Source organism: Streptomyces sp. NPDC048018, from assembly GCF_043202995.1.
Classification (GTDB): Bacteria; Actinomycetota; Actinomycetes; order Streptomycetales; family Streptomycetaceae; genus Streptomyces.
Map to the genome: position 1 here is coordinate 25,466 of NZ_JBIDBK010000010.1, position 15,727 is coordinate 41,192.

Here is a 15,727-nt window from a genome sequence, read left to right on the forward strand (position 1 = left end):
CGCGCTCAGGCGAAGAGCGGCTCCAGCGTCACGTCACCCGCCAGGATCCGCCACGCCGGCACCCGGACCGTCCGCGCCACCGGTCCGGGCTTCGCGCCGGAACCGCCGGACGGCAGCCCGGGCAGCAGGTCGCCGCGCGCGTGCGTCAGTCGGAGATGGCGGGCCGGGTCCTGTCCGTGCTCGGGCCCGGTGTCGACGAGGACGGCGGTGTTGGCCCCGTCCACCGTGAACAGCAGGTCGACGACGTGTCCGCCGACCACCGCCTCGCGCTCCAGATCGGTCACACCACGGCGCCCGAGGAAGTCCTGGAGCCGGTCCGTGAGCTCCTCGCGGAAGGCGCTCCGGGGCCTCGCGCCGAAGCCCGCGCCGGGCCGGTCCGCCGACGCTCCCGTCCCCAGCACCTCCGACCGCCCCGCGAGGAGCGCCGGAAGCCCCGACTGCCCCTGCCAGAAGGTGTGGCTGCCCACCGTGATCAGCTGTGACTTCGCCCGGGTGACGGCGACGTTCCACAGGTTGACCTGGCTCGACACCCAGTGTGTCGTACGGGGCGGGGTGTTGTCGGTGGCCACCGGGCTGAGGACCATGACGTCCCGCTGGCCGCCCTGGAAGGCGTGCACCGTGCCGACCCGCACGCGGTCGTCGTCCGCCCACACCCGCGCCAGGGCGTCCTTCTGGGCACGGAACGGCGTCACGACGCCCACCGTCGTGTCCTCGGGAAGCCGCGCGAGCAGCTCGTCCACCGTCTCCCGCACCCGGGCGGCCTCCGCCGCGTTCCGCGAGGACCGGCCGCCCGCGCCCAGCGCGGAAGCGCCGTCCGCCACGTCGACCCAGCCGAGGGCGGGAGCCGGACCGCCCGACCCGACCGGATCGAGCGCCGGAACCTGCTTCCTGACGTCGGTGAGGACCTGCAACTGCCCTGCGTAGCAGTGCCCGTTGACGACATCGGCGATCGCCGGATGGCACCGGTAGTGCTCGTCGAGCAGCAGCGTCTCCTCGCCGTGCTGCGCCGCGGCGTGGTAAGCGGAGTACACGTGGTAGGCGAGCCGGTGATCCTCCAGCTGCGCCGCGCTCAACCCGGCCCGCACCCGCGCCTGCCGCTCCTGCTGCGCCGTGATCCCCGGAATGTGTCCGAGCTGCATCGGGTCCCCGATGATCAGCGCCCGCTTGGCCCGGAACAGCAGCGGCAGCACCGACGGGATCGAGCACTGGCTGGCCTCGTCGATCACGACGAGGTCGAAGAGCTCCGGGACCAGTTCGAGCTGACGCACCGAGTGCGTGCTGATGGCCCAGCCCTTCAGGTGCGCCATCAGATTGCGCTGGCTCTTCCAGAAGCCGGAGCGCCGGCGCAGGGCCTGGAGCCGCTGGGTCATCAGCGACCGCCCCCGCGTCATCGCCTCGGCGGACACGGCCCGGGCCAGCTCGCCCGACACCTCCGACAGACCCGCCCGGCTCTCCAGCCGCGCCTGCTTCAAGGCCTCCTCGTCCAGGGCGAGATGCCCCGGTACGAGGCTCCTGAGCGCGCCTTCCACTCCGGCGGCCTCCGCGAGGGCGAGCAGCAGTTCGGGCGGTACGGGCCGTTCCGCGGCCCAGGCCGGCCACGCGCCCGCACCGCCCTCCCCGGCGGAGGCGACGAACGCGGACAGCGCCCGCCCCCTGCGCCACCGGCCGAAGGAGTACCAGCGGGCGACGGCGGCCCTCCGCGCCCGGTCCTCCCAGTCGGCGAGCGCCTCGGCCCCGCCCTCGGACCACGCCCGCTCCAGCCGCTCCACCGGCAGCCCGAGCCCGTCCGCGCGGCGCTCACGCTCCCGCAGCAGTTCCAGCAGCCGCGCCTCCTCCCCGACCAGCCGCGCCGCCTCGGCCTCGTGCACGGCGTCCCGGGCGTGCCGGTTCCTGAGGTCACCCGCCACCGTCGCCGCACCCCGCGCCGGGGCCTCGACGGGCTCGGCGAGCAGCCGCTCCAGCTTCGCGGCCTCGGCCTCCAGGGCCTCGGAGTTCCCCGTCCGCATGAGCAGCCCGGGGGAGATGGCGTCGCAGCGCTCGGCCACCACGTTCACGGCTTCGTTGTTCGTGGACGCGACGAGGACGGACTGCCCGGCGGCCACCGCGGTGGCGACCGCCGCCGCCACCACCTCGCTCTTCCCGGTGCCGGGCGGCCCGGTGGAGACGGTGAGCGGCCGGGTCATCGCCGACGTGATCACCCGCGCCTGGCTCTCGTTGCACGGCCCGGGGGAGACCAGGACCGGCGGCGCGTCGAGCCCGGCCGGTCCGCCGTCGCCACCACCGGTGAGCAGCGCGTCCAGGGCGGTGCCGGGGATCTGGTCGGCGCGCGTGGACATCTGGAGCAGGTTCTCCACGAGGCCCTCGGTCGCGGTCCGCTCCAGACCCGACGGCGCGAGGAGGACGGCGGCGTTGTGCGCGCCCGGACGCAGCGAGTCCATGACGGAACGCTCGCTGAGCGCGGACAGGTCGAGCGGCTCCAGCTCCGGGAGTTCGAGCCGCGTCAGGAGTTCTCGCACCGCCTTCACCATCTGGGCGGCGTTGCCCTCCTGCCAGGTCGGCTGCCAGCGGCCGAGCAACTCGGCCGCCTCCTCGTCCTCCAGCAGCTCCGTGAGCACGCCGCTGTGCAGCGACGGCACCCCGCTCGGCCGCAGCCGGTCCCGCCCGTTCTCGTCGGGCGCCAGCTCCATCGGCTGGACCAGCAGCGGCGCGATGCGCACCGCGGCCCGCCGGCCGCGGTTCCCGCCGCGCTCGGGCAGCGTGACGGCCGGGTACCCGTACCAGTACTCCTGCAGCCCGGCCTCGTCGACCTTCGCGCCGGTGCTCTTCGCCTTGGGCAGCCCACCGGGCGCGGGAAGACCGGAGCCCAGCCCGGACTGGATCGTCTCCGACCCCTGACTCAGCAGGAAGTAGTCGGAGTTCCGGCCGCTGTCCCGGTCGGGCAGCATCTTCGACTCGGCCTGGGCCCGCAGGCAGTGCGCGTAGTAGCGCAGCAGACGTTCCCGGTCCACGCCGTCGTGCGCGTCCTGCGCGACAAGGCCGCGGGCCTTCGACAGCGCCGAGGAGACCGGCAGACCGCCACCGGCTTCCGGCGGCGGCTCGGGGAGCTGGACGGTCCGCGCCACCGAGCGGGCCAACGGCAGAGAATGCGTCGCACGGATGGTGGACTTCGTGGGCCGCTGCTCCTCGGGCACGCCGATGCGCACCATCTGCGCGGTCAGGTACTCGAACAGGTCGTCCGGCGTGATCCAGCCGCTGTCCTTGATCCGCCCGCTGCGCAGCCCCTCGACGATCTCCCCGGTGAACCGCGACGTGCCGAGCGAGGAACCGGCCGGAGCCAGCGCCGAGGCCGCCTGGAGGGCGTCCGAGGCGGTGATGAAGTACACGCCGGTCGGCCGCAGCAGCGTGCTGGGCGCGGGCCGTTCGCCGCTGTCGGCCGCTCCCTTGGCCGTCCACCCCTGGACGACGGAGCCGCTGGAGCAGCAGTCGAGCAGCACGACCTTCGACGACGCCCGACAGGACGTGAGCATCCGCTCCAGGAACTCGGCCGGCACGGCGGTACCCGGCAGGTCGTCCGGATCGGCGTCCCGCGTCAGGAAGTACAGCTGCCCGTCCGCCTCGCAGAACTCCCCGTGCCCGCTGAAGTAGAGCAGCGCCGTCTCGCTGGCCTGCCGCTCCTCCAGGAACGTCTCCACGGCGTGCAGCATCTCGGCGCGCGTCGGCTCTGCAACCATCGCGCAGTCGTTGTACATGCCAATCTCGGTGCTCTCCAGGACCGCCTGCATGTAGTGCAGGTCCGCCCGAACCGCCGGCAGTTCGTGGTACCGGTCGCTGTCGTACGTGGATACGCCGATCAGCATGGCGTACCGGTCGTTGTCACTCACGCCGCGCCCGGCCCGCCCTGCGCGCCGCCCTCGTCCGCCGAACCCGCGCCACCGTTGAGGAACCGCTCGATCTGCGCGTCGTCCGCGCGGGCCTGCTTCCCGGAGATGGTCAGCGTCGCCCCGTCGGGCCGCGTGACGACGATCGTCCGCTGCGGCACGCGCGCCAGCCAGAGCTGGAGGACGGCGGCGGCCAGGGAGCCGCCGCTGAACACCAGGCCGAGGAGATCGGCGACCGGTCCGCCCTTGTCGGTGGTGGTGCCGGTGGTCGCAGGGCCGGCCGGAACGTCGAGCGCGGCCTGCGGGTCGGTCTCGGCGAGGGCGGCAAGCAACTCGCGGGCCTCACGGCGGGCGCGCAGCGGATCCTCGTCGACGATGGAGATGCGGCAACCGGCGGCCGGGTCGGTGTGGGTCGTGCTGCTCACGTGCGCTGTTCCCCCTTGGGCTCCCCCGTGCAGTGCACACACGGACGCACGACCCTAGCGGCACGCACCGACAGACCGTCGGCCAATTTCCGAAAACCCGCTGGTCATTGGCGTGAAAGGCACACCTCGGCCCACACGGTCTTCCCCGGAGCGCCCACGCGCGGCGCCACCGCCCACCGACTCGCCAGCAGCGCCACGACCAGCAACCCGCGCCCCGACTCGGCGTCGCCGGGCGGCTCATGGGAGGAGAGCAGAGGTACGCGTTCGGTACGGGTGTCGGTGACCTCGATACGCAGGGTGTCGACCGCGTCGGTGAGCCGGAGGTGGAAGTCCCGCCCGGGGACGTGCCCGTGACGCACGGCGTTGCCGGTCAACTCGGCGGCGATGAGCGTCATCGTCTCGTTGGCGATCGAGGTGTACGGGTGGCCCCAGCTGTCCAGACGATGGGAGACGAGCCGCCGGGCGAGGCGGGCGCCGCGAGGTGAGGACGTGAAGCGCATCGCGAACTCAAGGGCGGTGGATGCGGGGGACGTTTCGCTGTTCATGGGACACAGGCTGGCGTGCTCCGCTTACGCTGAGTAAGGGCCAAGGCGCGTACAGGGGGCAGCGGTAGGCGCGGTGTCGGTGCCTGTAGGCGGCGCGGAGCGTGACGGCCGACGCGGAGCGGCGTTGGCCGGTGGAGGTGATGGCGGGCATGAACGAATCCACCCGGCGGGCAGAGGACGACGACCCGGCCGGCGACGCCGCCGCACCGGATCCGGGCTCGGGCATCCTGCGCGTCTTCGGCCGCCAGCTGAAACGGTTCCGGGTACGTGCGGGGGTGGAGCGGTCCGAGTTCGGGGCGCGGCTGGGGTACTCGGCGTCGACGATCGCGGCGTACGAGCAGGGGCGGAGGGTGCCGCCGTCTCGCTTCATCGACCAGGCGGACGAGTTGCTGGACGCGGGCGAGGTCCTGAAGGAGATGAAGGAGGAGGTCGCGCGGGCGCAGTACCCGGCGTTCTTCCGGGACGCGGCGAAGTTGGAGGCGGAGGCGGTTGAGCTGCATGTGTACGACACGCACATCGTCAACGGGCTGCTGCAGACCGAGGAGTACGCCCGAGCCATCTTCACCATGTGGCGGCCCCTGCTGAGCGAGGACACGATCGAAGAGCGCGTGCAGGCCCGACTGGCCAGGCAAGGCATCTTCATCAGACAGCCGTTGCCGACCACCAGCTTCGTCATCGAGGAGTCGGTACTCACGCGCCCCCTCGGCGGCGGAGGCGTGATGCGAGGCCAGTTAGAGCATCTTCTGCTCAGCGGCCAGCGGCGTAACGTGGAGATTCAGGTGATGCCGAACGGGCGGGAGGAGCATGCCGGCCTGGCCGGACCCTTCACCTTGATCGAAACGCTCGATGGACGGAGGATTGCCTACGTGGAGGCCTACAAACACAGTCGCCTCTACACGGAGCGGAAGTCTGTCCGGGAGCTTGAAGAACAGTACGGCCTTCTCCGCGCCCAGGCTCTCACTCCGCGTGAATCGCTGGACCTCATTGAGAAGTTGCTTGGAGCGACATGAAGAAGGCAACACCTGACCCGATCGTGCCGGACCTGCGGTGGGTCAAGAGCAGCTACAGCAGCGGCGAGGGCGGCCAGTGCGTCGAGGTGGCTGAACGCCTGGGCAGCGTCCACGTGCGCGACTCCAAGGACACGCGCCGTCCCGGGCTCGTGGTCGACAGCTCTGCCTGGACCGCTTTCGTCGGCTTCGCAGGCCGGTAGTGCAACGACGTGGCTGCCCCGGACCTCGAAGGGTCCGGGGCAGCCGCATGTCATGCCGTGCTCTCCAGGGCTGCCTTGCGCGCCGGAGGCGTCCAACGCCCGAGCTCGATCTCCTTGTCCAGCCGCGCCTGGAAGTGCGCGTGCGCCGCCCGCATCTCGGCCTCACGGTCGGCCTTGTAGAAGGGTCCGACGTAGCCGACGGGGGACGGTGTGTTGGCGGGATCGGCGAGGTGGGCTTCGAAGTCGAGCCAGTCCTGCTTGGTCTGGCCGTGGCCATACGTGTTGAAGTCGGCAGCGATCTTACGGCCGTTGGCGTCGAAGTAGGTTGCCGTCTCGTAGTCGTACAGCTGCGGGAATCGGGTGCTAAAGATGGCTACCAGCTGGTCAACGGTGATGCCCAACCACACGGCCACCAAAGCGTCGATTTCCACTAGCGCTGCACGTCGTTCGAACTCGGTACGGAGCGGCGTGGAATGCGTCCAGGAAGGCTTCAGGTCGGCAGCAAGAGGCTTCAGTCTTGGCCATCCTGGGTTTGCCCATTCCTCATACCCAGCCCAACGAGGGTCAAAGAGCTCATCCCAGAGTGGCGAGTAGGCGTTCGTGAGAACGTTCAGACGCAACGACCGGAGCAGGAGGGCGGAGGAAAGGGGGTGCTTGGGGTCTGGGGCCGGCATCTTTCGCGCTTCTGCTACCCGAAGGTGTGAACGGCCGGTGATGCGCAGCAGGTAGTCGAAGGGTAGAGAAGCCCAGAAGCCAGCGTTGAGGGCTAGCAGGCGGTTGTCGGGCAGGGACATTGAGCTGACGGCATCGATGTGCGCGGGTCCGGGTGGGATGAGAGCGGCAAAGAGGCTCCGTGCGGTGTTGAAAGGAATCATTACTCGCCACGTCAAGCGGAAATATTCCGTGTAGCGACGACCATTCCAGGAATCCTGGGCTTCCTGGTAGGTGACTGTGTCAGTAGCCCGCACGTAGTTGGTCACCGGAACATAGGCTTCAGGAAGTTCGGTGGGTGAAAGTGCGTACCAGTGCCTCTGGTTTCGGCAGGGGATCATCGGTTCATTTGAGAAAGGAGTTGCCCCCGAGAAGTGGGGCCCCTGCAGGATGACGTCTGCCAGCTGTGGGGCAGCCTGGTTGCCCCAGCGGATCAAGCCTTCTTTCTTTGCTGTGGTCTCGTTGTAGCCCTGCGAGATCATGGGGTTAAAGTCGTCCAGGGCGTAGCCGTAAGAGGTCAACGCCTGGATAGCTCCTTGCTCACTGCCGAGTACCGGGTAGAGCAGCGGAGTCTGCTGGGTTTCACCCGTTGAACCGGTGAGTGCTTTCCAGCTCTCCAGTAGCTCTGCAGTAACGTGCACCACCCGCTCGCGATGTGGCCGGATGTCCCAGGAGCCGTTGTGCTTGATGCCGGGCTTTGGTCCTCGTCCGTCATGCGTCAGCGAGTTGGGGAGCGCCTCGGCATCGCGCAGCTGGCTGAGGTGGAGAAAGTCTGGTGCTTGCGAGGTTCCATAGATGTGGACTCCGAACTCCTGTGAACGGGAGAGGTCCTCAAATGCCCAGTTCGCGGAGTTCACAAAGTGTGCGTGCACTCGGAGATGGCGATAGGAGATCGCTCGGATGGCACCCTCTCGGACACCACTGAAATGCGTGTCCGGATGAATGAGGCCTGCGCTGCCATCTTGCGGCAAGTGCCGCCAAACTTGAACCATGAACGCGCGGTAGAGGTCCGCTCTGGTGCCAGCTAGAACCGGGTACATGGCTGGACTTCTCAGAGTTGCGATGGCACCCGCGTTGTTCGCCAACTCGTTCATCAAGTAAGAACGGTGGCTCTTGAGGTGGTCCAGTGCATTGTCTTTGCGGAGTCTCCACTCAGAAGCGCTCTGACTCTCCGCGAGAACGAACCACGGCTCGATTTCGGCGAGAACCAGGTCCTCCTGCCAATCCAACCGTACCCAAGGCGGATTCCCCACCTGAAGATCAAACCCACCCCGCCCCCCAAACACCTGGGCGTACTCCAACTCCCAATGGAAGAACCCCTGCCGCTTGGCCACATCCCCCGCGACCCCCACCCACGGGAACCGCCCCTCCAGCCAGTACGACCGGTCCATGCCCATCCAGTCCGGCAGCTCGTCCTCGTACCGCTCCAGGTCGCCGAGCGAGTCGAACGACGCCACCAGCGACTCCGCCGGCACGTCGTGCGTGCCCAGCAGCGCCTCCGCGAAGTCCAGCCAGTCGTCCAGGTTCGCCAGGGGGATGACCTCGCGGCGCTGGCCCGCGAAGGACTGCTCGCCCTTGCGCGTACCCTTCCGCCGCTTGTCGATGTCGCCGCGCCGGACCTCCTTCACGGTGACGTTCCCGAGAAGGTCGACCTCCTCGTACGTACGGATCACGTCCGACGCCCCGGACACCGCAGCAGCCCCGCCCTGCGGAGCGGGCACGACCTCCGCCCGCTCGTACCGCGCGTCCGTCCCGTCCAGCAGCGCGGCCTCCTGCACGGGCCAGAACCACAGCGCGCACCACGTGTCCATGAGCTTCTTCAGGCGCCAGTACGGCGTGTCCACCGCCGTCAGGTCGGCCAGCACCTTCTCCCGGGGCACGGCCTCCTTCGGCCGGCGCAGCCACTCCGGCTCCGCCTCCCACACGTCCACGCGCCGCGAGATCTCCCGCTCGGAGATCGTCAGCCGCTGCACGACCAGGTCCCACAGGTACTCGGTGCGCCGCGCCAGGCCCTGGAGGCGGGCCGTCTGCTTGGCCGTCGGGGACTTCGTGACCGCCTTGCGCCACGCGCCGAGCGCCTTCGCGGCCTCCGGCGCCAGCGCCTTCGCCTCCTTCTCGGCGGCGACCGCGCCCCACTCCTTCGCCGGGAGCAGGAAGTGGTGCACCGCGCCGTCCGGCAGCGGGACGCCTGCCTGCGCGTCGGCCAGCGGGTAGCGCTCCGGGGTCGCCCCCAGCCAGCCGCCCTTCTTGAGGCGTTCGGGGCCGTACACCTCGCGCCGGCCGCCGATGAGGGAGTTGCCGCGTCGTAGGTGGAGGCCGAACCAGGGGGCCTCCATGCCGGGGTGCATGGTGTTGAGCCACAACGACACCTCGGCCAGCTCGACCGCCGTCTCGTTGAGGTCGACGCCGTACGAGTTGTGCAGGGCGATGTACGCCTTGGCCTTCTGGAGCTCGACGGCGTACTGCTCGGTGTCGATGGAGCGGCCGAGCTCCTTCTGTCGGCGGCGCAGGTACTCGGCGGCGACCTGGTTGATGGCCTCGTTGAGGAACGCGCCCGAGCCGAGGGCCGGTTCGCAGATCTTCCAGTCCAGCAGCTCGCGAGCCTCGGTGACCGTGTCGTCCTGGTCCAGGCGGTGCTGGAGGGCCAGCTGCACCGTGACCTTGGTCAGCGACTCAGGGGTGTAGTAGGAGGCCGAGGTCTGACGGTCGCGGCCGGAGAGCCGGTAGACGAACGAGCCGGGGGCGTACCGGACGCGCAGCTCCTCGCCCGTGTCGCGGTCCGGACGCCGGACGAAGACCGTGTCCGGGTACTCGTCGGCCTTCGACTTGGGCACCAGCCAGGAGCCGTCCTTGGGGTCGCCGCCCTTGGCGACCTCGTACAGCTCCTCGCCCGCGATGAAGCCGGAGAACGACATCAGGCCCTCGTACACGGCGCCGAGCTGGTTGATGCCCAGCTGGGCGTACGAGATGAAGCCGCCGCGCTCGCCCTTCTTCCCCTTGGTGAGCATGAGCTTGTGCAGGACCTCGTACAGGGTGGCGTTGCGGAGCCGGGTGTCGAGGTAGCGGACGCGTTCGCCGCGGGCGAGGGCCTCGTCGGCGTCGTGTCGGGGGTCGACGACGGCGTCCGCGCCGATCAGCTTGATCGAGTCCCGCTCGAAGAGCGTGGAGTGCAGGGGCTCGAAGCGCAGGCCCAGGTCCTCGCTGGTCTTCCCGCCGACGGCGTCGGCGCTCTCCGCCGTCTCCGCCGCCTCGCCATGGGTGCGGCGCGGCCGGTAGCCGTCCTGGACCTTGCGGAACAGCAGGTCCAGGGACTCGTACAGGTAGAAGCCGCGGCGGGACTTCTCGTCGACGAGGTCGCGCTCCGCGACGAGTTCGCCGAGCCGGCCGAGGCCGTAGCCGAGCTGGTACTCGGGATAGTCGGACGGCAGGATGCCCAGCTCGGGGCGGGCCTCGGCGTACAGCAGGAACAGGATGCGGTAGAGGTAGCGCAGTGACTCGCGGGTCAGCTGGCGGCCGAGTTCGGGGAGTTCGGCGATGTCCTGGGGGTGTACGCCCTGCTCGCGGAGGCGTTCCAGGACCTCGTTGGCGATCAGCTCGACGCTCAGCCGCAGGCCGTCGCGCAGCTCGCTGGAGACGCCCACCGCGTGCTTGGTGGACTTGCCGACGAGTTCGGCGAGCGGGTTCTCGCCGCCCTCCTCGGGGGTGCGGAGCGAGTCGGCTCCGAACAGCGCGGCGACGGTGTCGAGTTCGCCGCCCGGTCGGGTGTCGTTGCGCTGGAGCGCGATGTCCAGGGAGACGGCGAGGTAGCGGCCCTCGCCCCACACCATCCGGTCGGCGAGGACGACGACTCCGCCGACGAGCAGCAGGACATAGCGCGGGGCCTCGTCGCAGGCGAACAGGAACGAGGCCAGCTTGGAGCCGGTGACGAGGCTGTTCGAGCCGTCGAGGACGACGGGGTCGAGAAGGCGGCCCGGGCCGTCGGGGTCCAGGGCGGCGTCCGCCTCGGCGGCCCAGCCGCAGTCGACGGCGACGAGGCCCTTCTCGGCGTGCGCGACCGTGATCTCATGGCTCTGGCCCGCCCGCCAGACGGTGAGGTTGCCGGGCTTCGCGTCATAGCCCAGTGCGCGCAGGACCTCGGCGTTCAGCGCGTGTACCCGCTCCCGCCAGGCGGGGGCTTCGTACGTCAGCGCGTCGTCGCCGGTGTCGGGCGTGGACGCGGTGCCCTCGGCGTCCCCGGGGAGCGCGAAGAACGAGCGGGCCCGGAAGTAGTCGCGGCGCAGTGCCCGGAGACCGGCCCGCGGAGTGACGGGCAGGGCCTGCTTGGTGTCCTCGCGCAGAGGGTCGGGGCTTTCGGCGGACGCCGCCTCGCCCGTCCCGGCCGGGGGCTTCGCGGCCTCCTCCCGCTCCTTCCAGGTCTGGAGCAGGCCCGTCTTGAGGTCCTTGGGCAGCACCTCGGCGAGGTAGTGGGCCGAGAAGTAGTCGCCGCGGTTGACCAGGGAGTCGTACGTCATGACAGTGGCTCTCTCAGAGGGCGGCGGGCGTGGCGGACGGGGAGGCGGGCGCGGCCGCCGGTGCGTCGGGGTCGGGCAGCAGCACGGCGAGGACGCGCAGCATCGGGCGCTGCCCGGTGGTCAGCAGGTCGTCGGCGAGGTCGGTGAGCCGCCGCTTGGTGTGTTGGCCCGCCAGCGTGGGCTGCTCCCAGTCGCCGAGGCGCAGCTTGTGGCGCTCGATCGACTCGCGCAGCGGCCGGTCCCAGGCGTCCCGGTGCCGCTCCATGAAGGCCTCGGCGGCCTCCAGTACGGCGGGGATGGCGGCGGCCAGTGGGGCGGGGTCCCGGTGGCGGAGCTTGTTCGCCATCGTCGGGCCGACCCCGGAGCGGCGCAGCAGCGACACCATGTCGTCGTCCACGGCCCCGCTGCCTGTCACGCCCATCCACTTGACGACCGTCGGCCGGCCCAGGGCGTTCGAGTACACGCCCTGAACGAGATAGGTGGGCTCCGCCACCTCCGCCGTGATCATCGGCGCCTCCTGGCGTCCGAGCCGTACGAGGACCTTGTCCGTCAGCCACTCGACGACCGGGTGCAGGTCGGTCAGCAGCGAGATCTCCGGCCAGCTGGAGGTGGAACCCGCCTCGCGGGCCCGCTGGAGCGAGTGCTGGGCGAGACGCCGGTTGAAGGTGACCAACAGCCGCTCGCGCAGACGCTGTTCGCGCAGGTAGTCCACGGGCAGCGCCTTGAGGCGGTGGAGAAGGTCGGCCGGGGGACGGAAGGACAGCAGGCCCGACTGCTCGTCACGGTCGAGGTCCAGGCGGTCCCGGGCGTCCGGGTACACCTCGCGCAGCGCCTCGTCCAGGAAGTGGGCGGTCGAGTCGAAGAGGCGGGGGAGGACGGAGCCCGTGCCCTCGCCCGTACCCGCGCCGGTGGCGCCGCCGGCCGTCTCGGGGGCGGACCGCTCGGCGGCGGTGCCGTCTTCCGCCTGCGGCTCGTCACCGACCGAGCCGAAGAAGTCCGCCAGGAAGTCGTCCATGGCATCCGTGCCGGCGTCCTCGCCGGACCGGCGCCCGTCGAGGGACTCGTCCACGGTCCTGCCGCGCAGCAGATCCTGGATGAGGGACTTCTCCTCGGCCTCCGCGCGGTAGAGGCCGGTGACGGCCTCCGCCGTGCCGAGCGAGCGGTGCGCCTGGTCCTCGCGCTCCAGGAGCCGCTCGGAGACCAGGGTGTCGTCCTTCGCGCCCTCGGTGTCACTGGTGAGGATCAGGGCGCGGAACTGCGGCGGCTGGGCCTGCCCGTAGCGGTCGATGCGGCCGTTGCGCTGCTCGATGCGGATCAGCGACCACGGCACGTCGTAGTGGACCAGCTGGTGGCACTGGCGGTGCAGGTTGACGCCCTCGGAGGCGACGTCGCCCGTCAGCAGGATCCGTACCGGAGCGCCGGCCAGCCCGAACTCCTCCACGACCCGCATCTGCTGCTCGTCGGACAGACCACCGTGCATGACGCGCAGGCAGTCCTTCGCGGTCCTGCCCCGGAAGCCGAGGGCGGCGGGCAGGACGGTCGCCAGCCACTCCAGGGTCTGGACGCGCTCCGAGAAGACCACGACGCGGGTGTCGGAGGACGGGCCGACGCCGATGCCCTTCAGCTGCTCGACCAGCGCCGCGAACTTCGCCGAGTCCGCCTCGGTCAGGTCCGCGGTCAGTTCCGCGAGCCGGCGCAGGGCGGCGAGCTCCGCGGCCGTGGCGCGGGGGTCGTCCTTCTTCTCCAGGGTCTTGATACGGGCGCTCACAGTGGCCTTGAGCGCCGCATGCGAGGAGAGGAAGGACTTGAGCAGCGTGTACGGGAAGAGCGGGACGGAGCTCACGGACGGGCTGCCGTCGCGCGGCAGCCAGACGGCCGCCAGTTCCTCGAAGATCCGCTCCTCGGCCGGGGTGGCCGGGCAGTGCACCGCCTGGGACGGGCCGCGGTCCGCCCACTGGCCCTTCATCTGCTCGCGGACCTCGGTGCTGACCTTCGTACGGCGGATGAAGAGGTGCTCGATGTCCTCGGCCCGGTAGTTCTCCGGGTCGCGGATCGCCGCCGGGTCCAGCAGGGCGATCAGCTCGGCGAACGACCTCGCGTCGCCGTTGTGCGGCGTGGCGGACGCGAGGATCAGGGCGTCGGTGCGCGGCGCCAGGGTCTGGGCGAGCTGGTTGCGCAGGGAGCCGCGGTTGATCAGGTTGTGCGACTCGTCGATGACGACCGCGTCCCAGCGGATCTGCTCCAGGTGGTGACGGTACTGGTCGGTGTTCTTCAACGTGTCGATCGAGACGATCACGCGCTTGAAGAAGGTGAACGGATTCCGTCCCGCGGGGATCTCGCGCTGGATCCGCTCGATGCCCACCGAGTCGAGCCGGACCAGCGGAATGGCGAACCGCGTCCACAGCTCGTGCTGGAACTGCTCCAGGACGTGCTGCGGCGTGACGACGAGGATGCGTTCGCCCCGGCCGCGCCGGATGAGCTCCGCGAGCGTCAGGCCGATCTCCAGCGTCTTGCCCAGACCCACCACGTCCGCGATCAGCAGCCGGGGGCGCAGATTGGCACCCGAGAGCGCGAGTTCGGCGGGGCGGCGCTGGTAGGTGAGCGGGTCCAGGAGGAAGGAGTCCGCGAGCGCGAGCCGCCGCTCGGACTGGGGCAGCGCCGTGCGGCGCAGCACGGCCTCCAGGAACAGCCGGGAGCGCCGGTAGGTGGGGGAGTCGTCCGCGATCAGGCGGGTGTCGCGCGGGTCGATGAGCTCGACGGTGTCCAGGCCGGTGAAGAACACGGCCTCCTGGTCCCGTACGAAGTCGGACACCCCGACCACCTCGACCCGGGTGCCGTCGTCGGTGGTCGGCACCGCGTTCCTGACCAGCCACACCTCGTCGCGTACGAGCACCTGTGCGCCTGCCGGGAACTGCTCCTGCCCCGCCGCGTCCGACGCGTCGCCGTGCTGCTCGGGGCTGGTCTGGACGGCGGTCACCCGTGTCCTCCTGTGGTGATTCGTGACGGTTGTGGCAGGCCCCTCAGTATCGCGGGTCCGCCGGTATCGGGAGGCCGCCGGTGTCAGAACGCGGCCTGGGCCGCGTACACCTCGCGGAGCCGCTGTGCGGTGATCCGGGCCTGGGCGGAATGCAGCCGCTGCCCGGAGCGGCCGCGAGGAGCGCGCGGAGCGGCCGGCGGGCTGGACGACGGGCCGTCCGCGTCCGGGGCGGGTTCCGGGGCGGCGGGTGCGGACGAGGGCGCGCCGGCTCCGGACGGCGGCGCGGGCCCGTCGACGAGCGTAGGGGTCGGCCCGGTGGCGGCCTGCTCGTCGGCGTCAGGCGCGGGGGCGGCCGGCGGGGTGACGTCCGGGGAGAGCGCCAGGGTGTCCGGGGAGAGCACCACGGTCGGCCCCGTCGGCGACGTGTTCGTCCCGGGAACCGCCGGGGCCGCCGGGACGGTGGGCGGCAGCGGGAGGGCGACCGTGGGCGGCAGGCTGTCCAGCGCATGTGAGGGAGCGGCCGTGTGCGTCGTGAGCCGGCGCCGTGCCTGGGCGACCTTGAAGCCCTGCGCCTCGATGACCGCCCGGCACCGCTGGACGACATCGCTCAGCGCCGGCCGGTCCTCGGCCCGGTGCGCGAGCATCGCCGTCAGCAGGGGCACCAGCTCGTCGGGGACCCCCGACAGGTCGGGAGCCGTCTCCGGGTCGGTGACCTGGTGGAAGAGGACGTGGATGTTCGCGGCCTGGTACGGGAGGTGACCGGAGACGGCGAACAGCATCACGGCGCCGAGCGCGTGCACGTCGACCGCGGGGGTCAGCGGCCGGTCGCCCCGCGCCTGTTCGGGCGCCATGCAGGCCGGGGTGCCGACCACCGTGTTCGGCGCGGTCAGGGACACGCTCGACTCGGCGAACACCGCGAGGCCGAAGTCGATGACCTTCGGCCCGTTGGGGCCGAGCAACACGTTCGCGGGCTTGAGGTCACGGTGCAGCAGACCCTGCTTGTGCACGGTGGCGAGCGCTTCGGCGAGCGTCGCCCCGAGGGAGGCGGCGAGCAGCGAGGGAAGCGGGCCGTGCAGGGCCACGTGCCGGCTCAGGTCGGGGCCCTCGATGTACTCGGTGGCCAGCCACGGCGGATCGGCCTCCGCGTCGGCGTCGAGCAGCGCCGCGATCCGCGCACCCCAGATCGTCTTGAGGATCTCCACTTCCTGGGCGAAGCGCTGCCGGGTCTCGGAGTCCACGACCGACGGCTTGATCACCTTGACGGCTGCGGGCTCCCCGCCGGGTGACTCGCCCAGGTACACCTGCCCCATGCCACCGTGCCCGATGCGCCCGAGCAGCTCGTAGCCGCCCAGCTCGACGGGGTCGTGCGGGCTGAGGGGAGCGATGTGCACGAGGGGCCTTTCTGCTCGTGAGCGTGAGGACGGAGCCGGCGTCCGGTCGCACCGCACACGGTATCCGGCCGGAGACCGG

At 70.8% G+C, this 15,727-nt stretch carries 8 protein-coding genes; 2 read left to right on the forward strand and 6 right to left on the reverse strand.

Translation table 11 applies throughout. The features are described from left to right. Positions 1 to 5 precede the first annotated feature (5 nt). The 3 genes from ACGF1Z_RS30185 to ACGF1Z_RS30195 all read right to left on the reverse strand — a co-directional run bounded on the left by ACGF1Z_RS30185 (position 6) and on the right by ACGF1Z_RS30195 (position 4,848). Positions 6 to 3,881: an AAA domain-containing protein gene (locus ACGF1Z_RS30185; protein WP_393009201.1), complete on the reverse strand. Its 3,876-nt coding sequence runs from the start codon at positions 3,879 to 3,881 to the stop codon at positions 6 to 8. Further along, positions 3,878 to 4,303 (reverse strand): hypothetical protein, encoded by a 426-nt coding sequence (locus tag ACGF1Z_RS30190; RefSeq protein ID WP_393009202.1) that lies wholly within the window; start codon positions 4,301 to 4,303, stop codon positions 3,878 to 3,880. Before ACGF1Z_RS30190 ends, ACGF1Z_RS30185 begins: the two co-directional genes overlap by 4 nt. 104 nt (positions 4,304 to 4,407) lie before the next feature. After that, positions 4,408 to 4,848: an ATP-binding protein gene (locus tag ACGF1Z_RS30195; RefSeq protein ID WP_393009203.1), complete on the reverse strand. Its 441-nt coding sequence runs from the start codon at positions 4,846 to 4,848 to the stop codon at positions 4,408 to 4,410. 149 nt (positions 4,849 to 4,997) lie between these two features. Here ACGF1Z_RS30195 and ACGF1Z_RS30200 point away from each other — a divergent pair, with 149 nt between their 5' ends. Further along, a complete protein-coding gene (locus ACGF1Z_RS30200; protein WP_393009351.1) occupies positions 4,998 to 5,858 on the forward strand; it encodes a helix-turn-helix domain-containing protein in 861 nt (286 codons plus the stop codon). Next, a complete protein-coding gene (locus ACGF1Z_RS30205; protein WP_393009204.1) occupies positions 5,855 to 6,058 on the forward strand; it encodes a DUF397 domain-containing protein in 204 nt (67 codons plus the stop codon). Before ACGF1Z_RS30200 ends, ACGF1Z_RS30205 begins: the two co-directional genes overlap by 4 nt. A gap of 50 nt (positions 6,059 to 6,108) precedes the next feature. Here the strand turns inward: ACGF1Z_RS30205 and ACGF1Z_RS30210 are convergent, their stop codons facing one another. The 3 genes from ACGF1Z_RS30210 to ACGF1Z_RS30220 form a co-directional block, all read right to left on the reverse strand. Then, the gene (locus ACGF1Z_RS30210; RefSeq protein WP_393009205.1) at positions 6,109 to 11,280 is read right to left on the reverse strand and encodes a class I SAM-dependent DNA methyltransferase; all 5,172 of its coding nucleotides are present in this window, start codon (positions 11,278 to 11,280) and stop codon (positions 6,109 to 6,111) included. A gap of 13 nt (positions 11,281 to 11,293) precedes the next feature. Then, positions 11,294 to 14,257 (reverse strand): SNF2-related protein, encoded by a 2,964-nt coding sequence (locus tag ACGF1Z_RS30215; protein WP_393009206.1) that lies wholly within the window; start codon positions 14,255 to 14,257, stop codon positions 11,294 to 11,296. Positions 14,258 to 14,340: 83 nt separating this feature from the next. Next, positions 14,341 to 15,648, reverse strand: a complete 1,308-nt coding sequence (locus tag ACGF1Z_RS30220; RefSeq protein WP_393009207.1) for a protein kinase — start codon at positions 15,646 to 15,648, stop codon at positions 14,341 to 14,343. Positions 15,649 to 15,727 lie beyond the last annotated feature (79 nt).